General features: G+C 75.5%; 23 protein-coding genes and 1 riboswitch. Of the genes, 11 read left to right on the top strand and 12 right to left on the bottom strand.

The annotated features are described in order from the left end of the window. Window positions 1–52 precede the first annotated feature (52 nt). Window positions 53–167: riboswitch (guanidine-I (ykkC/yxkD leader) on the bottom strand. A gap of 26 nt (window positions 168–193) precedes the next feature. The 4 genes from ACI797_RS15970 to ACI797_RS15955 all read right to left on the bottom strand — a co-directional run bounded on the left by ACI797_RS15970 (window position 194) and on the right by ACI797_RS15955 (window position 2,533). Beyond that, window positions 194–829: a hypothetical protein gene (locus ACI797_RS15970; RefSeq protein ID WP_456859697.1), complete on the bottom strand. Its 636-nt coding sequence runs from the start codon at window positions 827–829 to the stop codon at window positions 194–196. A gap of 15 nt (window positions 830–844) precedes the next feature. Further along, window positions 845–1,039 (bottom strand): hypothetical protein, encoded by a 195-nt coding sequence (locus tag ACI797_RS15965; protein WP_456859696.1) that lies wholly within the window; start codon window positions 1,037–1,039, stop codon window positions 845–847. An 83-nt stretch (window positions 1,040–1,122) separates the two neighbouring features. Beyond that, entirely contained in the window at window positions 1,123–1,632 is a 510-nt protein-coding gene (locus ACI797_RS15960) for an RDD family protein (protein ID WP_456859695.1), read from the bottom strand. Further along, complete coding sequence (locus ACI797_RS15955; protein WP_456859694.1) at window positions 1,619–2,533, bottom strand: hypothetical protein; 915 nt, start codon at window positions 2,531–2,533, stop codon at window positions 1,619–1,621. The genes ACI797_RS15960 and ACI797_RS15955 overlap by 14 nt, the downstream gene beginning before the upstream one ends. Window positions 2,534–2,819: 286 nt before the next feature. Here ACI797_RS15955 and ACI797_RS15950 point away from each other — a divergent pair, with 286 nt between their 5' ends. From ACI797_RS15950 to ACI797_RS15935, 4 genes are all read left to right on the top strand, one after another. Continuing rightward, window positions 2,820–5,486, top strand: coding sequence for a LuxR C-terminal-related transcriptional regulator (locus ACI797_RS15950; protein WP_456859693.1), 2,667 nt, complete (start codon window positions 2,820–2,822; stop codon window positions 5,484–5,486). A gap of 101 nt (window positions 5,487–5,587) precedes the next feature. Then, window positions 5,588–5,974 carry a hypothetical protein gene (locus ACI797_RS15945; RefSeq protein WP_456859692.1) on the top strand — a complete coding sequence of 129 codons (387 nt, stop codon included), beginning with the start codon at window positions 5,588–5,590 and terminating at the stop codon, window positions 5,972–5,974. Then, entirely contained in the window at window positions 5,974–6,420 is a 447-nt protein-coding gene (locus ACI797_RS15940; protein ID WP_456859691.1) for a DUF7144 family membrane protein, read from the top strand. Before ACI797_RS15945 ends, ACI797_RS15940 begins: the two co-directional genes overlap by 1 nt. Before the next feature lie 148 nt (window positions 6,421–6,568). Continuing rightward, window positions 6,569–7,063, top strand: coding sequence for a DUF6325 family protein (locus ACI797_RS15935; RefSeq protein WP_456859690.1), 495 nt, complete (start codon window positions 6,569–6,571; stop codon window positions 7,061–7,063). A 4-nt stretch (window positions 7,064–7,067) separates the two neighbouring features. Here the strand turns inward: ACI797_RS15935 and ACI797_RS15930 are convergent, their stop codons facing one another. Together ACI797_RS15930 and ACI797_RS15925 are read right to left on the bottom strand one after the other, a co-directional pair. Next, window positions 7,068–7,682, bottom strand: coding sequence for an Rv1733c family protein (locus tag ACI797_RS15930; RefSeq protein ID WP_456859689.1), 615 nt, complete (start codon window positions 7,680–7,682; stop codon window positions 7,068–7,070). 5 nt (window positions 7,683–7,687) lie between these two features. Then, window positions 7,688–8,062, bottom strand: coding sequence for an SHOCT domain-containing protein (locus ACI797_RS15925; protein ID WP_456859688.1), 375 nt, complete (start codon window positions 8,060–8,062; stop codon window positions 7,688–7,690). Between the two features lie 135 nt (window positions 8,063–8,197). Between ACI797_RS15925 and ACI797_RS15920 the strand changes: the two genes are divergently transcribed. From ACI797_RS15920 to ACI797_RS15910, 3 genes are read left to right on the top strand one after another with little or no spacing between them, the layout of a single operon-like run. Continuing rightward, window positions 8,198–8,431 (top strand): hypothetical protein, encoded by a 234-nt coding sequence (locus ACI797_RS15920; RefSeq protein WP_456859687.1) that lies wholly within the window; start codon window positions 8,198–8,200, stop codon window positions 8,429–8,431. Window positions 8,432–8,447: 16 nt separating this feature from the next. After that, complete coding sequence (locus ACI797_RS15915) at window positions 8,448–8,894, top strand: hypothetical protein (RefSeq protein WP_456859686.1); 447 nt, start codon at window positions 8,448–8,450, stop codon at window positions 8,892–8,894. A gap of 32 nt (window positions 8,895–8,926) precedes the next feature. Then, window positions 8,927–9,301: an SHOCT domain-containing protein gene (locus ACI797_RS15910; RefSeq protein ID WP_456859685.1), complete on the top strand. Its 375-nt coding sequence runs from the start codon at window positions 8,927–8,929 to the stop codon at window positions 9,299–9,301. A gap of 3 nt (window positions 9,302–9,304) precedes the next feature. Here ACI797_RS15910 and ACI797_RS15905 read toward each other — a convergent pair whose 3' ends face one another. The 3 genes from ACI797_RS15905 to ACI797_RS15895 all read right to left on the bottom strand — a co-directional run bounded on the left by ACI797_RS15905 (window position 9,305) and on the right by ACI797_RS15895 (window position 13,054). Continuing rightward, window positions 9,305–10,711 (bottom strand): MFS transporter, encoded by a 1,407-nt coding sequence (locus ACI797_RS15905; RefSeq protein ID WP_456859684.1) that lies wholly within the window; start codon window positions 10,709–10,711, stop codon window positions 9,305–9,307. Between the two features lie 43 nt (window positions 10,712–10,754). Continuing rightward, window positions 10,755–11,117 (bottom strand): carboxymuconolactone decarboxylase family protein, encoded by a 363-nt coding sequence (locus ACI797_RS15900; RefSeq protein ID WP_456859683.1) that lies wholly within the window; start codon window positions 11,115–11,117, stop codon window positions 10,755–10,757. Between the two features lie 89 nt (window positions 11,118–11,206). Then, complete coding sequence (locus ACI797_RS15895; protein WP_456859682.1) at window positions 11,207–13,054, bottom strand: glycoside hydrolase family 15 protein; 1,848 nt, start codon at window positions 13,052–13,054, stop codon at window positions 11,207–11,209. A gap of 85 nt (window positions 13,055–13,139) precedes the next feature. Between ACI797_RS15895 and ACI797_RS15890 the strand changes: the two genes are divergently transcribed. Continuing rightward, the gene (locus ACI797_RS15890) at window positions 13,140–14,654 is read left to right on the top strand and encodes an SHOCT domain-containing protein (RefSeq protein ID WP_456859680.1); all 1,515 of its coding nucleotides are present in this window, start codon (window positions 13,140–13,142) and stop codon (window positions 14,652–14,654) included. Between the two features lie 4 nt (window positions 14,655–14,658). On the opposite strand, the gene ACI797_RS15885 is transcribed toward ACI797_RS15890, so the two are convergent. From ACI797_RS15885 to ACI797_RS15875, 3 genes are read right to left on the bottom strand one after another with little or no spacing between them, the layout of a single operon-like run. Next, a complete protein-coding gene (locus ACI797_RS15885) occupies window positions 14,659–15,177 on the bottom strand; it encodes a potassium channel family protein (RefSeq protein WP_456859679.1) in 519 nt (172 codons plus the stop codon). Between the two features lie 20 nt (window positions 15,178–15,197). Continuing rightward, window positions 15,198–16,622, bottom strand: a complete 1,425-nt coding sequence (locus tag ACI797_RS15880) for a DUF2252 domain-containing protein (RefSeq protein ID WP_456859788.1) — start codon at window positions 16,620–16,622, stop codon at window positions 15,198–15,200. A 2-nt stretch (window positions 16,623–16,624) separates the two neighbouring features. After that, a complete protein-coding gene (locus tag ACI797_RS15875; protein WP_456859678.1) occupies window positions 16,625–17,125 on the bottom strand; it encodes a hypothetical protein in 501 nt (166 codons plus the stop codon). 114 nt (window positions 17,126–17,239) lie between these two features. On the opposite strand from ACI797_RS15875, the gene ACI797_RS15870 reads away from it, so the two are divergent. From ACI797_RS15870 to ACI797_RS15860, 3 genes are read left to right on the top strand one after another with little or no spacing between them, the layout of a single operon-like run. After that, window positions 17,240–17,818, top strand: a complete 579-nt coding sequence (locus tag ACI797_RS15870; RefSeq protein WP_456859677.1) for an HdeD family acid-resistance protein — start codon at window positions 17,240–17,242, stop codon at window positions 17,816–17,818. Between the two features lie 53 nt (window positions 17,819–17,871). Then, window positions 17,872–18,156, top strand: coding sequence for an SHOCT domain-containing protein (locus tag ACI797_RS15865; protein WP_456859676.1), 285 nt, complete (start codon window positions 17,872–17,874; stop codon window positions 18,154–18,156). Between the two features lie 46 nt (window positions 18,157–18,202). Continuing rightward, window positions 18,203–18,712: a DUF1269 domain-containing protein gene (locus ACI797_RS15860; protein WP_456859675.1), complete on the top strand. Its 510-nt coding sequence runs from the start codon at window positions 18,203–18,205 to the stop codon at window positions 18,710–18,712. Window positions 18,713–18,853 lie beyond the last annotated feature (141 nt).

The following is an 18,853-nucleotide window of genomic DNA, read 5'->3' as shown; positions in this document are numbered from 1 at the left end:
TGCCGGCCTCCCCACAACGGGTCCGGGCACACCACGGCCCGGGCCAGTGCTGGCCTCCCGGGCTTTTGTCCCGCCGTGGGGCGATCCGGCGCCGGTGCGCGGCCCGCCTGCATCTCTCGGACCAGGCCCGCCTGCGCGCAGGCGGCGGAACCCTAGATGCGCCCCGCAGCCGATCTGCGGGTCGACTCCGGACTCAACCGTTCCGCGGTGTCGCGAGCGGGTCGCCGTCGTCAAGAACGTGTGTCGGGACCGGCACCCGTGTTGCGGGGAGGTGACCGAGCTCGGCCAGGGCCTCCTCGTAGCAGGTGTGGAGCAGGTCGAGGCGCGCGACCAGCCGGCGGACGTAGTCCTCGGAGCGGCCGAGCGCGGTCGGGTGGTCCATGGCGTCCCAGAACAGCCACGAGACGTCCTCGCCGCCGCCGGCCCACAGCCCGGTGGCCTCGCAGGCGGGGAGCCTGACCGCCGCGGCGAACCGCGCCGTGACGGCCCGGTGCAGCCGTGCGGTCTCCGCGCGGTGGCGGGCCAGCTCCTCCCGGCGCCGCCGCCGCTCCGCGGCCGGCCGGCCCCAGCCCGGGCGGGGCGGTCGGGGCCCGAGCCCCAGGCCGATCGCCCGGCCCAGCATCGGGACGAGCTTCGGGCGGTCGGCGTCGGACAGCCGGTCGTTGGCGCCGCGCAGGACGGTGGCCAGTTCCGGGTCCACGCACCGCGGGTGGTCGCTGAACGACTCACCGGCCAGCAGCGCGGTGTACTCCATGAAGCACGCGCCGCGGTCGGGGCTGCGGTGGTGCCCCCGGCCCAGCACCGGCAGGGCGGACGGCAGTTCGGGCATGGTGGCCTCCTCCGGTCAGCGGTGGCGGACGGCGTGCCGGTAGTCCAGCAGCGCGTCGAGGTGCTCCTCCGCGCGCGCCTGGCGCTCCAGGTTCCGGCGGGTCGGTGCGGCCGCGGTGACGACCCGGGCGGCCCGCAGCGTCTGGAGCGCCGCGGAGATGAGCCGGTCGAGGACCGTGAGGTCGTCCCGGGGCGGGGCGGGTGCGGTCATGGTCACCTCCCGCGGGAGTGGGGTGGCTCCAGCGTGCCGCGCGCGGGGGCGGGCCGGCATCGTCCCGTGCAGACGACGCGGGATCAGTCGTAGACCACCGAGGTGCGCAGCACCAGGTCCTGCACCGACCGGTTCTCCGCGCTGACCAGGACCCAGAGCAGCCCGACGGGGAAGACCACGCAGACCACCGCCCGGACCGCGCACCGTGCCCAGCCGAGCCGTTCCCCGCGGTCGTCGGTGACCCGCAGGCCGAGCAACCGGTCGCCGTAGGTCCCACCGACCACGGCCCACGTGACGGCGAAGTACACCGCGTGCACGCCGAGGCCGATCAGGAGCAGGGTGGCCGGGGACGCCACCGGGAACGCGAACCGGGTCGGGCCGAGCAGGTAGCGGGCCGCGGCCACCGCCAGGTACCCGACGCCCACGACGAGCGCCACGACGACGAGGTCGGCGACGTTGGCCAGCGCGCGGGTGACCAGCCCGGCGCGGGTGCCGCGGACGGCCGCCCGCGGGCCCGCGGCGAGCACCACCGGGGGAGCCGCGTCGTGCCAGGGGTGGGCGCCGTCCCGGCGCCGCTCGTCAGCGGCGGTCACCGTCGGCCTCCGGGCCGGCGGTCGCAGTGCGCCGGCCGGAGCGGTGCAGCAGCCGGTCGACGACCCGTTCCACGGCGCGGTCGGCGTCGGCCCCCTGGTCGCGCACCCCGCGCACCATCTCGGCGGTCACCGAGCCGGTCGAGGCGCGCAGCAGTCCGGGCAGGTCGATCTCCTGGACCACGTACCGGGCCACGCCCGCGAGGTCGGTGCGCTCCAGCACGCGGTCGACGTCCACCCGGTCGACGACCGCGTCGACGTCCACCCGGCCGACGACCGCGTCGAGGTCGACCCGTTCCACGGCCCGGTCCAGGTCGACCCGTTCCACGGCCCGGTCCAGGTCGACCCGGGCCACGACCGCGTCGAGGTCGACGCGGTCGACGACGCGGGAGACGTCGACCTTGTCCACCAGTGCGTCCAGGTCGAGCCGTGCGATGACGGCGTCGAGGTCCAGGCGGGCGGCCACGCGGTCGATGTCCACCCGCGCCACGACGGCGTCGAGGTCGACACGGTCGACGACGGCACCCACGTCCAGGGCGGCGGCCAGCCGGTCCAGGTCGACGAACTCCCGGACCAGCGAGGTGAGGTCCAGGCGGGAGAGGACGGCCCGCGTCACCTCGGGCACGGCGACGTCCGCGACCGCCGAGAGCGCCCGGACGGCAGCCGACGCCGGGTGGGCCAGCACCCGACCAAGCGGCCCACGTCCTGGCGGGCGCACGGCCGGGAGCCGGGGGAACAGCGCGCGCCGGCGCCGCTCGGCGACCTCCGCGGCGTAGCGCACGAGCGCCGCGGCGACGGCGAGGACGGCCAGGGCGCCGTCGACGGCGGTCGGCTCCCGGTCTCGGCTCGCCCCGCGCGCGGGGCCGAGGGGCCGGACCCGCGGCTCCTCCGGGATCACGGCCACGGCGGACCCCATCGCGCTGGCAGGTGCATCCGGGCCTCCCGATCGGTCGCCACCGGTCAGGATCGGGGTGGGCGCGCCGCGCTCCCTCATCCGCTGCGGGTGAGTCGGCCGGGGCCGCGCACCGCCATGCTCCCCGAGGGGGCCGTCCGTCCCGGAGACCATCGGCACCGGCCGGGGACCTTCGCCTCTGACCTGGGAGCGACGTGCTCGGGAGGGTGTCCACGGAAACCGGAGAGTTCCGCGAGGTCCGAAGAGGCGCGGGGGAAGCGACCCTGGAGGGCACCTCATGACCAGGCTGTCGGCGGTGGGGCCGCTCACCGCCCGCGAGACCGCGCGGGCCTGGCAGGGCCTGGCGACCAAGCTCGAGCCGGCCGACCTGGCACACGCGACGGTGGCGCGCGAGCGCCTGCTCGCGGTGCTCACCCGCGCGGTCCAGCACACCCCGCTGACGCTGCTCAGCGGCCCGGCCGGCTCGGGCAAGACCGCCCTCGCCGCGTCGTGGCTGCGGGCCGGCCGGGCCGGGGGCTCGGTGGGCTGGATCACCCTCGACGACTACGACGACGACCCCGCCACCTTCTGGGGCTACGTCCTGCGCGCCCTGGCCGGCGCCGGCATCCCGCTGTCCCGGGCCCCCGAGCTCGTCCCCGGCGAGCCGCCCCCGGCCTGGCTGGTCCCCCAGCTGGCGGCCGACCTCGTCGCCGCCGGGCAGCCGGTGGTCCTCGTCCTGGACAACGCCGACCACCTGACCGACCGGTCCATAGCCGCCGGCCTCGACCTGCTGCTCCAGCACGCCGGTGGCCGGCTGCGGCTGGTGCTCTGCGCCCGGGCCGACCCGCCGCTCCCGCTGCACCTGTACCGGCTGGCCGGCACGCTGTCGGAGATCCGCGGCGACCAGCTGGCCTTCACCCCGGCGGAGACCTGCGAGCTCCTGCAGGCCATGGGCGTCCCGGTGGACATCGGGGCGGCACGGGCGCTGTGCGCGGAGACGCAGGGCTGGGCGGTCGGTCTGCGGCTCGCCGCCGCGCCGCTCAAGCAGGGGCTGCCCGCCGAGCGTCTGGTGACGTCGCTGGCCCGCGACGACGGCAGCGTGGCCCAGTACCTGTTCGCGGAGGTGCTCGAGCGGCAGCCCGCCGGCGTGCGACGCTTCCTCCTGCGCATCAGCGTGACCGCCGAGCTCACGCCGGAGCTGGTGGACCGGCTCGGGGGGCGGCCCAACGGCCGGCGCATCCTGGCGGGGCTGGCCCACGCGAACGCCTTCGTCGAGCAGTCGACGGACGCGCCCGGCGTCTACCGCATCCACCCGCTCTTCCGCGAGATGCTCCAGGCGCAGCTGGCCTACGAGCGCCCGGGCGACGTCGCCGGCCTGCACCGCGTGTGCGCGGCCGCGTACGCCGAGGCCGGTCGGCCCGCGGAGGCGATCGGGCACGCGATCGCGGCGGGGGACTGGACCTTCGTCGTCCGCCTCCTGGTCGACGACCTGCTGGTGACGCGCGTGCTGGTGCACGGGAGCGACCCGGCGCTGCGCGGCCTGCAAGCCCTGCCGGCCGACGTCCCCGGGCCGGAGGCCGCCGTCATCCGGACCGCCGGCGCGCTCGCGGCCGGGCAGGCGCCCGCGCCCGACGACCTGCGGGCCACGGCCGCCGCGCGCGACGGCGGCGACCGGCCGGCGCTGCGGGTGTCGGCGGCGCTGACCTGCCTGGTCGCCGACGGGGACGGGGATGCCGACCCCGCGGCCGTGGTGGCGCAGGCCGACGCGGTGGCGGCGCTGGTCACCCGGCTGCCCGACGCCGACCGCCGGGAGCGCCGGGAGTGCACGGCGCTGGTCAGCAGCCAGCGCGCGTTCGCGGCGCTGCGCACCGACGCGCCGGTCGAGGACCTCGTCGCCGGGCTGCGCGCCGCGGCGGCCGCGGCGACGACCGCGTCGGCCCGGCGGCTGCGCTGCCGGGCTCTGGCGCACGTCGCGCTGCTCGAGGCGCTGCAGGGACACCTCGAGCGCGCCGCCCGGGTGGCCGCCGAGGCCGATGCGCTCGCCGCCGAGGAGGGCCGGGACGAGCCACACCGCGAGGCGGCCGTGGCGACGGCGCTGGCGTGGGTGCACCTGCGCCGCTACGCGCTCGTGGAGGCCCGCGAGTGGTCCGCCCGAGCACGGGCCCGGGCCCGGGCGGCCGACCGGGAGCCGGTGGGGACGGAGCCGTTGCTCGCCGTCCTGCAGTGCCAGCTCCTGCGGCTGCGGCACGAGTACGACCCGGCCGCGCAGTGCCTGTCCCCGCACCTGCGGGGGCCGCGGCTGCCGCGGTGGGTGGCCGAGCAGGTGGTCACCGAGGTCGTCCGGCTCGCCGTCGCCCGGGGACACGTCGACGAGGGCCTGCGGATCCTCGGCGACACGGCCGGCGACGAGCCCTGGGGACACCGGGTGCGGGCGACCGCGCAGCTGCTCGCGGGGGAGACGACCGGAGCGCCGGCGGCGGAGGACCTCTCGGGCTCGCTGGCCGCGGTGGTCGACTCCCTCGTCGTCCGGGCGTGCCAGCTCATGGAGGCGGGGTCGGCGACGGCCGCGGCCGAGGAGCTCGCCGCCGCGCTCGACCTGGCCCGACCGGAGCTGCTCCGGTGGCCCTTCCTCGACACCCCGCCCCAGGTGCGGGTCCTGCTCCGCTCGCACCCGCGCCTGCACGGGCTCGGCGAGTGGCTCAGCCCCACCGCCGACGTGGCGGCCCGCCGGGCGGAGGTGGTCCGGGCGCGCCGCGAGGTCCCCGACGTCGTCCAGGAGCTCAGCGAGCGCGAGCTCGAGGTGCTGCGCTACCTGGCGGAGATGCTCTCGACCGCCGAGATCGCGGCGACGATGTTCATCTCCGTGAACACCGTCCGGACGCACATCCGCAGCATCCTGCGCAAGCTCGCGGTGACCCGGCGCAACCAGGCCGTGCGACGGGCGCGGGAGCGCGGCCTCCTCTGAGCCCGGCCGCTCCCTCATGCACTCCGGGTGAGGCGGCCGGCGCCGCCGCTCGGGAACCGTGTGCCGGATCCACAGCTGAGGACGACAGAGGGGGCGCGCCGATGGCCAGAGCCCGGGTGCGGTACGAGCTGAGGATCGAGACGGTGGTCAGCGCGGCCGCTCTCGCCACGTTCCGGGTGCCGGTCCAACCCACCGCCGTGCCGCGCCGGACCGTCTACCGGCTGCGCGTCCCGGCCGACCGGGACCTCAGCGAGGTGGTCGACCGCTTGACCGCGCGGGACGTCGAGCTGCTGGAGATCCGCCGCTGCGACGAGGCGGCCCCACCCCGCCGTCCGCGGGACGAGCCCCCGGAACCGGAGGCGACCACCGGGCGGGTCGTCCCGCTGCACCGCGCCGATCATGCGCGGCGGACGATGCCGGGCCCCCGACCCCCGCAGCACAGTGCGGACCACCACACGGGCACCGGTCCGTTCGAGGAGGAGAGCTGATGACAGACACCTCGCGCCGCAGCGACACGGACGTCGAGGCCCCCTACGGTCCGGCCCCCACGGCCTGGGCCGGCTGGGTGGTCTTCGCCGGCGTCATGCTGATCATGCTCGGCGCCTTCCAGATCATCCAGGGGCTCGTCGCCGTGTTCGACGAGGGCTTCTACCTGGTCGGCCGCGAAGGGCTCGTGGTCAACGTGGACTACAACACGTGGGGGTGGGTCCACGTGGTGATCGGCGTCGTCGGCGTCCTCGCCGGGCTGGGCCTGCTGGCCGGCAACATGGTCGCCCGCGTCGTCGGCGTCATCGTGGCCTGCCTGAGCGCGCTGGTGAACATCGCGTTCATCGCCGCGTACCCCGTCTGGTCGGTCATCATGATCACGATCGACGTCGTGGTGATCTACGCGATCATCGTCCACGGGCGGGAGCTCAAGGGTTACTACCGCTGATCGCACGCCGCACGGTGCCCGTCCCCGGCCGCGGGGGCGGGCACCGTCGCGCGGAGGGGCGCCCGCGATCGTCCGCACCGGGTGACGTGCGCCGGGACGGCGGCGCGGAACGGTGGGCCCGGACCGTCGCCGCGCCCCTGGAGGAGACATGACCGCAGACCTCGAGCACGCCCCGGACCTCGACGAACTGGGACCGGTCGACTACATCGTCCTGGCCTTCCCCACCGACCGGATGACCGGCGAGGCGTTCCCGCTGCTCCTCGACCTGGTGGACCGCGGCATCATCCGCATCCTCGACCTGGCCTTCCTGCGCAAGGACGAGGACGGGACGGTCACCACGCTCAGCCACGTCGACCTCGAGCGCATGCAGCTCCTGGAAGCCGCGCTCTTTGACGGGGCGGCCTCCGGGCTGGTGGGCCCCGACGACATCGCCGAGGCCGCCGCCGCGCTGGACCCCGGCACCGCGGCCGCCGTCCTGGTCTACGAGAACGCCTGGGCCACGCCGCTCGCGGCCGCCCTGCGCCGCTCGGGCGGGCAGCTCGTCGGCGCCGGGCACATCCCCGTGCAGGCGCTCGTGGCCGCGCTGGACGCGCTCGAGGCGGAGGAGGCGGCGGCTGCGCAGACCGCTCCGGCCGGCAGCTGACCGGTCAGAGCAGGCGCTCGGCCCAGCCGGGCCCGACGGCCGCCCACCCCTGCGCCCACCGGCGCTGCCGGTGGGCGTCCAGGGCCGCGCACAGCAGGCCGTAGAGGGCGCCGGCCGCGGCCGGCACCGCGACGAGGACGCCGGCGCCGATCGCGCCGGCCGCGCCGGAGACGTCGTGGGTGGTGAGCGGCGGCGGGACGAGGTCCCCGCCGAGGTCCACCCACACCGGCACGGAGCTACCGGCCGGGGAGCCCGACGGCGCCGGCACGCGGCCCTCCCGCACCGTGCCGTCCGGTGCGAGCCAGGTGGCCGCCGCCGACGCCGTGCGCGGCGGCGTGAAGGAGTCGTACCCGGGCTCGCGGGACGCCGCGGGGGCGTCCTCGACCAGGACGGCGTCGGTGCGGCTCCGCTCGGCCGCCTGCTCCTCGGCGACGGCGGTGAGCCGGTCGGTGACGGTGGTCGCCGCGGCCACGGCGACGAGCGGTGCGGCGAGGACGGCCAGGACGACGAGCACCCGGCCGGCCTCCTGCAGCCGGTCGCTGCCGCGCTTGAGCGGGCCGGTGCCCAGCGTGAACCGCCGCGCGGACCGGCGCAGCCAGGTGTCCTCCGCCCCGGTCATCGGCGTCAGGCGAGCACGCGCCGCTTGAGCTGGACGAACTCCTCCTCGGTGAGGGCGCCGCGGTCGAGCAGCTCCTTCGCCCGGGCGATCTCGTCGACCGCGTCGCGGCGCGGGGTCGCGATCGCGCGCAGGCGCTCGGCCCGCCGGTTCTCGCGGTCGACCATGGCGCGGCCCTGGCCGAGCAGGTAGGCGACGGCGCCGATCACCGGCAGCACGAGGACGAGCAGGACCCAGGCGGCCTTGGCCCAGCCGGACAGGTCGTGCCGGCGGAACAGGTCGGCGAGCACGGTCAGCAGCAGCCAGAACCAGACGATCAGGGCGGACAGCAGGATGAAGGTCCACAGCACGTCGACCAGCGGGTAGTCGTCGGCAGCGATCATGGTCGTCAGCGTCGCGGCAGTGCCCGGAGGTCACATCATCCGCCGTGGGGGAGGCACCGGGACCGGCCCGGACGACAGGCTCGGCACCGAAGCGACGCCCCCGCGAACGGTGTCCCGGCGGAAGGAGCACCCGCGATGGGACGACAGGTGTACGAGCTCCGCGTGCGCGGGCCCGTCCCCGCCGAACTCCTCGAGGAGATCGGTGCGGAGGACCTCGGCGAGGAACCGCCGCTCACCATCCTCCGCACCGGACCGACCGACCAGCCGGGGTTGCACGGGATGCTCCAGCGGCTGCGCAGTCTCGGTCTCGACCTGCTCGAGGTCCGGACGACGACGGGGCCCGGCACGTACGACGACGTCCCCACCTGACGCCTCGCCCGCGCCCATGTCCGCCCTGCTGCCGGCCGCCGCGGCCGTGCTCCTCGTGGTGGCGACCGTCGCCGTCCTGACCGCGTGGGGCCGGCACCGCACCCGGCAGCTGCCCTGGTTCCGCTGCCGCCTGCGCGCGACGAGCGGGCGGCGCAGCCACCGCTGGCAGCTCCGGAGTACCCGGGCCGCGTGGGTCGCGGACGTGCTCGTGGTCCGCACCGGCGTCCTGCGGCTGTGGCTCACACCGCTGGCGGTGCAGCCGGACCCCGACTCCGAGCGGCGGGCCCTGGCGCCGCGCGAGGTGCGGGGCCTCGGGCCGCGCCCGGTCGTCCTCCGGCTGCTCGTCCCCGGCCGCGGCGCCCTGGACGTCGCGGTGGCCGCCGTGGATGCCGAGCGGGTGGTGGGCCCGTTCCTGACCGCGGCGCTCGCCGGCCTGCCCGAGGCGCCGCGCGGACGGGGATGACCCGCCCGCCGACCCCCGACCGAGGAGGAACCGTGCCGCTGCTCGACCTGTTCTGGACCATGCTGCTCGTCTTCAGCTGGGTGCTGTGGTTCTGGCTGCTGTTCCGCGTCTACGGCGACCTGTTCGCGCGCGACGACATCGGCGGCTGGGCCAAGACCGGGTGGGTCCTCGCCACCCTGCTGCTGCCGTTCCTCGGCGTCTTCACGTACCTGGTGTCGCAGGGCCGGGCCATGGAGGAGCGCGCTGCCCGCCGGCTGCGCCCGCCGCCGGACCTGGTCGACCCCTCTCCGCGGCTCTGGGGTACCGGCGGGGACGTCGACGAGCAGGCCCGGGCGCGCGAGCTCCTGCAGCGCGGCGCCCTCACCGAGGAGGAGTACCGGCGGCTGGTCCCGTCCCCGCGCCCGTAGCCGTCAGGCGGCCCGGTGCTCCCGGGGTGCGTGGGGGAGCAGGAAGGCGGCGATCCAGCCGACGAGGGCGAACCCGCCGATCACCACGAGCGCGACGGCGTACGGCGTGCCCCCGGCGGCGACGACGAGCACCGAGCCGGCGACGGCCACGCCCAGGGACGAGCCGAGGTTGCTCACGCTGCGGGAGACCCCGGAGATGTCGCCCTGGACCTCTTCGGGCCAGGCGGACTGCACCACGTTGACCGACGCGGTGAGCATGGCGCCCACGCCGAAGCCCATGAGGAACAGGCCGGGCCAGAACGTCCAGTTGGCCGAGTCCTCGCGCGACAGGAGGAGCAGCAGGCCGAGGCCGACGACGGTGAGCGTGAACCCCGCCCGGATCAGCAGCCGCTGCGGGTGCCGGCTGGCCATCCGCTGCGCCATGGCCGACGACAGGAGGATGCCGATCGTGGCCGGGATGAGCATGAGTCCGGTCTCGATCGCCGAGTAGCCCCGCTCCTGCTGCAGGAACACGGAGATCACGAAGAACGCACCCTGCAGGACCAGCCACTGCACGTTCTGGGTGAGCAGGCCCAGGTTCGACGTGCGGTTGCGGAAGAGCGACGGCGACACCAGCGGTGTGCGGCCGCGCCGCTCGCGGGTCTGCACGTAGAGGAAGAACAGGCCGAGCACCAGGCCGCCGGAGGCGACCAGGATCCACACCCGGGCCGAGGACCACCCCTCGGTGCCGGTCTGCAGGATGCCGTAGACGACCAGGAACAGGCCGGCTGCCGACAGCACGGCGCCGACGAGGTCGAAGCGGGGCCGCTGCGCGGGCAGCGGCGGGTCGTCGATCCGCCGGGCGAGCAGCGCGATCGCGGCCACGACGAGGACCTGCAGCAGGAACGACGCCCGCCAGCTGACGTAGCTGGTGATCAGACCGCCGATCAGCGGGCCGGCGGCCGAGCCGAGCCCCGCGGCGCCGCTGACGACGCCGAACCACTTGGCCCGGGTCTTCACGTCGTCGAACACGACGGTGATCAGGATGTAGATGGGCGGGATCAGCAGCGCGGACCCGATGCCCTCGAGCAGCGAGTAGCCGATCGTCAGCATCCCCAGGCCCTGGGCCAGCGCGGCGAGCAGCGCACCGGCGCCGTAGACCACCAGGCCGAGGATGAAGCAGAACTTGCGGCCCCAGATGTCCGTCAGCTTGCTGCCCGGGATCATCAGCGCGGCCATCGTCAGCGTGAACAGCGTGATCGTGGTCTGGATCCCGGCGACGTCGGTGCCGAGGTCGTCGGCGATCGTGCTGATCGCGACGTTCATGTTCGACGCCGCGTAGCTGGCGATGAACTGCGCGAGGGCGAGCGGCAGGACGATCGCGCCCGCCGTCGCCACGGCCGCGCCGCTGCCGGCGCCGGTCCTGGTCATGGGTGGTCCTCCCTGCGCGGATCGGCGCCGACGGCGGTCGGCGTCAGGACGTGCGCTGCTCGGGGATGGCCTCGGCCAGCGCCTCCACGCCCAGCAGGGCGCGCAGGATGTTGCCGGCCGCCGCGGTGACGCGCGGGGTGCCGACCAGCGGGGCGATGGCGACGAGCACCGACTGCGCCTGCTCGACGGTGATGCCGGCCTCGGCGGCGGCGCCCAGGCTGACCGCGTAGGAGGCGGGCGGGGCGTCGAGCGCGACCAGCACGGCCAGGCGCACGAGCAGGTACGTCTCGGGGTCCAGGCCGGAACGTTCCAGCGCGTCGAGGTTCATCGCGAGCACGGTCTCGATCACCGGGGCGTCGCCCTGGGCGATCGGGCCGAGCGCGTTGTCGGGGGCGGTCTGGGTCATGGCTCCTCCTGACTGCGGGACGGACGGCGACCAGCGTCGTGAGCCGGCCGCCGTCCGTCGTCACCCACCGCGGACGAGGGGTGCCGCCGTCACCGCGGCGGGCGGCCGTCGAGCGCGGCGTCGAGGGTGACCGCGGCGTCGATGAGGGCCAGGTGGGTGAACGCCTGCGGGAAGTTGCCGATCTGCTCGCCGGTGAGCGCGATCTCCTCGGAGTACAGCCCCACGTGGTTGCCGTAGGTGAGCATCTTCTCGAAGGCGGTGCGGGCGTCGTCGAGCCGCCCGGCGCGGGTCAGCGCGTCCACGTAGGCGAACGTGCACAGGGAGAAGGTCCCCTCCGAGCCGCGCAGGCCGTCCGGCGAGGCCTCCGGGTCGTAGCGGTAGACCAGGCTGTCGGTCACCAGCTCGCCGTCCATCGCCCGCAGCGTCGACTCCCACAGCGGGTCGCGGCCGTCGACGAAGCCGACGGTGGGCATCCGCAGCAGGGCGGCGTCGAGCACGTCGGTGTCGTAGTGCTGGACGAAGGCCCTGCGGCTGTCGTGGAACCCCTTCTCCATGACCTGCCGGTAGATCTGGTCCCGCTCGCCGGTCCACCGCTCCAGCCGCGCCGGCCGGCCGTGCTCGATGGCCAGCCGGACGCCCCGGTCGAAGGCCACCCAGCTCATCACCCGCCCGTACGTGAACGGCTGCCGGCCGCCGCGGGTCTCCCAGATGCCCTCCTCCGGCTGGTCCCAGTTGTCGGCGAGCCAGTCGAGGACGTGGCCGATGGCCGACCACCCCTGGTACGGCAGCGGCAGGCCGGCCCGGACGGCGGCGTACATGCTGTCGAGCGCCTCGCCGTAGATGTCGAGCTGCAGCTGCTCGGCGGCGCCGTTGCCGATCCGCACCGGCGCCGAGCCCCGGTAGCCGCGCCAGTGCTCGAGCACGTCCTCCTTGAGGTCGGAGGAGCCGTCGATGCGGTACATGATGTTCAGCGGCCCGCTGTCGCTGTGCAGCCGCTCGCGGATCCGGTCGCCCATCCACCGGCCGAGCTGCGCGGCCTCCTCGACGAACCCGAGCCGCAGCAGGGCGTGCACCGAGAACGACGCGTCGCGCACCCAGGTGTAGCGGTAGTCCCAGTTGCGCTCGCCGCCGACCTGCTCGGGCAGCGCGGCCGTCGGCGCGGCCACGATCCCGCCGGTCGGCGCGTAGGTCATCAGCTTGAGCGTGATCGCCGAGCGCTGGACGTCCTCGCGCCAGCGTCCGGCGTAGGTGGACCGGCCCACCCAGGACCGCCAGAAGGCGACGGTGCGGTCGAACAGCTCCTTCACCTCGGCGAAGCGGATCTCGCGCGGTGGGCCGTCGGCGGCCGACTCGAGCACGACGCCGCGGGACTGGCCCGCGGTGAGCTCCACGCGCAGGTGCGCGTCGCCGTCGGTCAGCTGCCCCGTGGCCACCCGCGGGTCGTCGGGCTCGCGGACGACGTGGAACGTCAGCCGCTGGCCGTCGGCCTCGAACACCGCGCCGTGCTCGGTGACGTCGACCGTGTGCCGGCGCCGGCCGTAATCGAACCGGGGGGCGAGCTCGACGTCGAAGGTGATCCGGCCGCGGACGCAGTCGAGGAGGCGCACGATCCGGTGGCGGTCGGTCGCGGTGCCGCCGGCCGGTGGCATGAAGTCGACGACCTGCCCCATGCCCTCCGGGGTGAAGTACCGGGTGACGACGACGGCGGTGTCGGGGAGGTACATCTGCTTGGACGTGTACGAGGTGTCGGCCGGGCGGATCCGGAACCGCCCGCCGCGCTCGTCGTCGAGCAGGGCGCCGAACACGCTGGGGGAGTCGAAGCGGGGGCAGCAGAACCAGTCGATCGACCCGTCGGTGGTGACGAGCGCGGCGGTCTGGAGGTCGCCGATCAGGCCGTGCTCGGCGATCGCGGTTTCCTGGCGGACGGTCTGGGTCATGCGCGCACGCTGGTGGCGGACGGCGGCGGACACCTCATCCCCGCCGGGTGATGAGAACGCGCCGCGCGGCGGCGACCGTGGCCGCATGCGCCGATTCGGAGTCGGGGTGCTCGTCCTGGTGAGCGCGCTCGCCGTCCTCCTGGCGAGCACGTCCCTGTGGACGCGCCGGAACGTGATCAACACGCAGGTCTTCGTCTCGAACGTGGAGACGACGATCGACCTGCCGGCCGTCGAGGCCCGGATCACCGAGCAGGTGACCACGACCGTGATGGGCAACCAGGACGTGCAGGACGCCATCGACGACGCCGTCGCGGCGCTGCCCGAGCGCCTCCAGCGGTTCCAGGGAACCGTGGAGGAGGGGATCCGGTCGCTGGTCTCGACGGGGGTGCGCCGGCTGCTCGCCGAGGACCCGTTCCGCCCGCTCACCGAGGCGGCGTTGACCTCGGCCCAGTCGCAGCTGGTGAACGGGCAGCCGGTCCGGTTCACCCTGGGCCAGGCCAAGGACCGGGTGCCGGCTTCGGCTCAGGACGGCATCGCCGGCCAGATCCTCGACCTGCTGCCCGACGACGTCGGCATCACGCTGCTGACCCCCGCCGGCGCCCCCGAGGTCTACAACGCCGTCGACCTGCTGGAGTCGGTCTGGTGGTGGCTCGGGCTGCTCGCGCTGGTCACCCTCGCCGCCGCGCTGTGGGTCTCCCGGCACCGGCGCGGCACGCTGCGCGCCTGGGCGGTCACCACGACCGTCCTGCTGCTGCTCCTGCTCATCACCCTGCGCGTGGCGCGCGGGCGGGTGGTCGTCGCCGCGCGGCCGGAGAACCGCGACGCCGTCGGGGCCGTCTACGACGTGTTCGCCGGGAGCCTGCGGTCGTGGACCCTCTGGCTGCTCGGCGCCGTCCTGCTCGTGTTCGTGCTGACCCTGGTGTGGGGCCGGCTCGGGATCGTCGCCGGCATCCGGCGCGGCAGCGCGGCGGCGCGCGCGCAGCTGCAGCGCCGCCGGGAGGAGCGCCGGCTGGCGCAGGCGGCCGCCGAGGGTGCCGAACCCGGCACCGCGCCTGCGGCCCCGGTCGCCGACGAGCCGTGGACGCGCCGTGTCGCCGCGTGGACGACGGCCTTCACCGCCGGGCTGGAGCTCCCCGCGCGGACCGAGCGCCTGGGCGGCTACGCGCGCGACCACGAGAAGCAGGCGCGGTGGCTCGGCATCGTCGTCGGCGCCGTCGTCCTGCTGTTCTGGCCCGCGCCCACCCTGTCGGTGCTCATCTGGATCGCGGCGCTGGTCGCCCTCTACCTCGGTGCGCTCGCGTGGCTGGTCGGTCGCGCGGCCGAGCCGGCGCCGGCCGAGCCCGCGGAGCCGGCCGGGCCGCCGCCGGCGGTGCCGGTGCCCCGGCCGGCCGCCAACGGCGTGCTGGTCGGCGCGGCGGTCGGCGCCCGGCAGGCGGCGCCGGAACCGGAGCCGCTGGTGCCGGCCGCGCTCACCCCGGAGGCGATCTCGACCCTCAACGGCCGGCTGGAGCTGCTCGTCCGGCTCGGCGCGGCCCGCGACGCGGGCGTCCTGACCGACGAGGAGTTCGGGCGCGAGAAGGCCCGCCTGCTGGGGGTGTGAGGACTCAGGGGGCGGGCTCGGTGCGCCCCTGCCGTGCGCGGTCCACGGCGGCCAGGAAGACCTTGAGCACCAGGCCGATGAGCACGAGGTCGCCGACCATCTGCAGGGTCGTCAGCACTCGTGCCAGCTGGCTCACGGGAGCGATGTCCCCGAACCCCACCGTGGCGAAGACCGTGACCACGAAGTACAGGCCGTCGAACCGGTCCAGCGGCTCGGTGAAGGCGTCCGGGTCGGTGCCGTCGAGCACCACGTACGCGGCGGCGAACAGGAGGAGGAACAGCGGCAGCGACAGCGCCGTCGCCTCCACCGCGCGCAGCGCCGGGTGCTGCGACCGGAGGATCGCCCGCGCCTGCCAGCCGACCAGCAGGCCGAGGACGACCACGCCCCCCACCAGCACCACCAGGGTGCCGGCGGTGAACGGGCGGTCGAGCGGCAGGACGGCGTAGAGCACGAGGAGCCCGGCGACCGTGAGCCCCGCCCGGCCGAGGCCGAGGAGCAGCTGGTGCCGTGCCGGTCCGTCCACGGTCGGCCGCCCCGGCGGCCTCAGAGGTCGGACCGGGCCTGCACCCGGCCCGCGGCGGCCGCGTCGGCGAGCTGGCGGTGATCGCCGTCGTTGACGTCGGCGTAGGCCTCGCCGAACTCCGCCACCGCGCGCTCGAACGCCGGCGAGCTGCCGAGGTAGCCGGCGATCGCGATCCGGTCACCGGAGCGGGCGTGCGCCCGGGCCAGGCACCAGCCGCACAGCTCCCCGTAGCGCAGGAGTCCCTCCGGGCGCAGCTCCTCGATCTCGATGGAGCCCTTCCAGTCCCGCAGCTGCCGGACGTAGAAGTCGCGCTCGACCCCGTCGATGCCGGTGGTGCGCTGCCAGCCGAGGAAGATGTCGCTGGCCTGCTGCATGAGGCGCTGCCCGGCCACCACGCGCTGTCCCTGGTTGGCGTAGCGGCTCCGGCCCACGAACTCGGCGTGCACCGACCGGTTGGCCTCCTTGACCTGCAGCAGCAGCGGGTCGTCGGCGTCCCGGCCGACGAGCAGGATGATCCAGCACCGGGTGCCGACGCTGCCCACGCCGACGACCTTGCGGGCCATGTCGACGAAGGAGTACCGCTCGAGCAGCGTGCGCCGGTCGGCCTGCAGCGAGCCGCGGTACTGCCGGATCAGGTCCTGGAACGACTCGGCGAAGCGCTCGAACTCGGCGTCGGCGACCAGGTCGCGCAGCGGCACGACCAGCGGTGCCTCGGTACGGATCCGCGTCCGGCCGTCGACGACCTCGGTGAGCTTGCCGAACGCCTGCAGGGTGTCGCGCGTGCGGGCCTTGTCCAGCGCCCGCGCCAGCCGCTTGCGGGGGCCGGGGTCCAGCTCCGCGGACAGCTGGCCGAAGAGCTCGTCGGCGTCGATCCGCGAGTACCAGACGTCGATCTCCCGCGCCGCGGCGAACTCAGCCATCGCGGTGCGGTAGCGCGCGCCGGCCGCCAGGGCGATCGCCCGCCGCTGCTTCTTCCCGAGGCCCTTCTGCCGGGCGGCGACCACCAGGCTGGCGACCAGCCGCTTGACGTCGTGCTCGAACGGGCCGGGCAGCGTCTCGTCGAAGTCGTTGGCGTCGAAGACCAGCCGGCGCTCGGGGGAGCCGAAGAGGCCGAAGTTCGACACGTGCGCGTCACCGCACATCTGCACCGTCAGCCCCGACCGCGGCGCACCGGCGAGGTCGGCGGCCATCACCCGGGCGGCACCGCGGTAGTAGGCGAAGGGCGTCTGCAGCATCCGGCCGTAGCGGATCGGCCCGAGTTCGGGCAGCCGGTCGGCGGCCTGCTCCTCGAGCAGCGCGAGCGCGTCGCGCCCCGCCGTGCGCCCGGTCTCGCCGTGCGCCTCGAGCGGGACGGCGCCGCGCAGGGCCTTGCCCGCGGCGTGCCGTTCCGCCGGGGTCGGGCGGGAGCCGGGGGCGGTGCGCGGTGCGGGGATGCCCGGGGTCATGGTCAGCACGTCGAGCCCACCTCGTCCACGAGAGCGTCGGCCTTCTGGAGGAAGGTGCCGATGGCGGTGGCCACGGCACCGAGCGACTCGGCCGACGGGTCCGAACCGGCGGCGGAGATCGCCGACTGCACGGCGTCGGCGTCGGACTGGACGGCGTCGACGTCGGAGGAGAACTCGTCCCCGAGGGCGTCCTTCAGGTCCGTCCAGCTGTCCTCGACCGTCGTCCACGCCGACTGCACCGAGCTGATCCCGTTCTGCACGACCTGCACGTCGCCGAGGGCCGCGAGGGAGGACCGCAGCGAGTCGGCGGCGGCGCAGACGTCGGCGGACGAGGAGGACGACGCGGAGGCCGAGCCCGAGGACGACGCGGCCGAGGACGACGTCGTCGTGCCCCCCGCCGAGCCGCCGTCGTCCGAACCCGACGAGCAGGCGGCCGGGCCGAGGAGCACGAGGGCGAGCGCGGTGGCGGTGGTGGCGATGCGCAGCGGACGCGGCCGGCTCATGCCACTGACCGTGTCGGCACCGCCCGCCGGACGCGTCATCCGCAGGGGATGAGGTCGCCGGTCGGCCGGGCGGCGAGTCTCGATCGTGGAAGCCCCTTCCGCGAGAGGACCCCCATGACTGCGAACGTCTCCAGCCCCACCGCGGGCGCGGCGCCGACCCGGCACACGGGCGTGCGCGTCGTGGTCGGGCTGCTGGGCCTGGCGGCGCTGGTCTTCGGCGTCGTCCTGCTCTTCTCCCCGACGGCCGCGGCGCGCACGCTCGCCCTGCTGGTCGGGCTCTCCTTCGTCGTCGGCGGCCTGCTGGAGATCGCGGTCGGCTGGGAGGACGGCCGGCGCGTCTCCTCGCTGGTCCTGGGAGCGGTGCTGGTCGTCGGCGGCCTGGTCGCCGTGTTCTGGCCCGGCATCACCCTCTTCGCGCTGGCCGTGATCACCGGTGTCTCGCTGATCCTGCACGGGGCGGTGCGGATCGGCACGGCCCTGGCCGTCCGGCACGAGACGCGCAGCTGGATCTGGCTCGCCCTCGCCGGGGCGGTCAACCTCCTCCTCGGCGTCGTCGCCGTCGCCTGGCCGGAGGCGACCGTCCTGGTGCTCTCGCTGGTCCTCGGCGCCCAGATCGCCCTCTTCGGCCTGCTGCTCCTCGTCGCCGCCTTCGCGCACCCCGGCCCCCGCCAGGGCGCGACGGTGGCGGGCTGACCGCACGTCCTCCGCCGGTCCGCCCGGACCGGCCCGACCCCCAGGGACCGCACATGCCCGGACTGCTCCGCGGGATGGCCCGCACCGCCGTCGTCGCCGGGACGGCCAGTGCCGTCTCCGGTCGCGTCCGCCGCCGCCAGGCCAACCGGTGGGCCGAGCAGGACGCCCGCCGGTACGCCCAGCCCGAGCCGGCCTACGCCGAGCCGGCGCCGGCGCCGGCGCGCACCGACACCAACACCAAGCTCGCGCAGCTGCGCGAGCTGGGGCAGCTCCACGACTCGGGGGTCCTCGACGACGCGGAGTTCGAACTGCAGAAGAGCCAGATCCTCAACTCCTGAGACCCCGGGCCACCCGGCCCGGCCGAGCACACCCGAGGAGAAGTCCATGGCCACCATGACCGTCTGGAAGTTCCCGACCGCCAACGGCGCCGAGATCGCCGAGATGACGCTCAAGGAACTGCAGCGGCAGGAGCTGATCCAGATCCACGACGCGGCGCTGGTCACCTACCCGGAGGGTGCGCGCAAGCCCAAGACCAAGCAGCTGACGGGCCTGGCCGGCGCCGGTGCGCTCGGCGGTGCGTTCTGGGGGTTCCTGTTCGGGCTGATCTTCTTCATCCCGCTGCTGGGCATGGCGATCGGCGCCGGCATCGGGGCGCTGACCGGCAGCCTGACCGACGTCGGCATCGACGACTCGTTCATCAAGCGGGTCCGCGACGAGATCCAGCCGGGCACGTCGGCGCTGTTCGTGCTGTCCTCCGGCGCGGTCGTCGACCGGGTCAAGGAGGCCTTCGAGGGCCAGCACATGGTGCTGGTCGAGAGCAACCTCAGCCGGGAGCAGGAGGACAAGCTGCGCGACGTGTTCTCCGACGAGCCGGCCACCGCTTCCGCGGGCTGACCGCACACCCGCGGGGGGGGGGGGGGGGGGGGGGGGGGGGGGGGGGGGGGGGGGGGGGGGGGGGGGGGGGGGGGGGGGGGGGGGGGGGGGGGGGGGGGGGGGCGGGCCCCCGCCCCCCCGCCGCCGCGCGCGGGCGGGGGC

This window comes from Geodermatophilus sp. SYSU D00691 (assembly GCF_054050275.1).
Note: the sequence above shows the minus strand (reverse complement) of the source record. Positions and strands in the feature narration are given on the sequence as shown.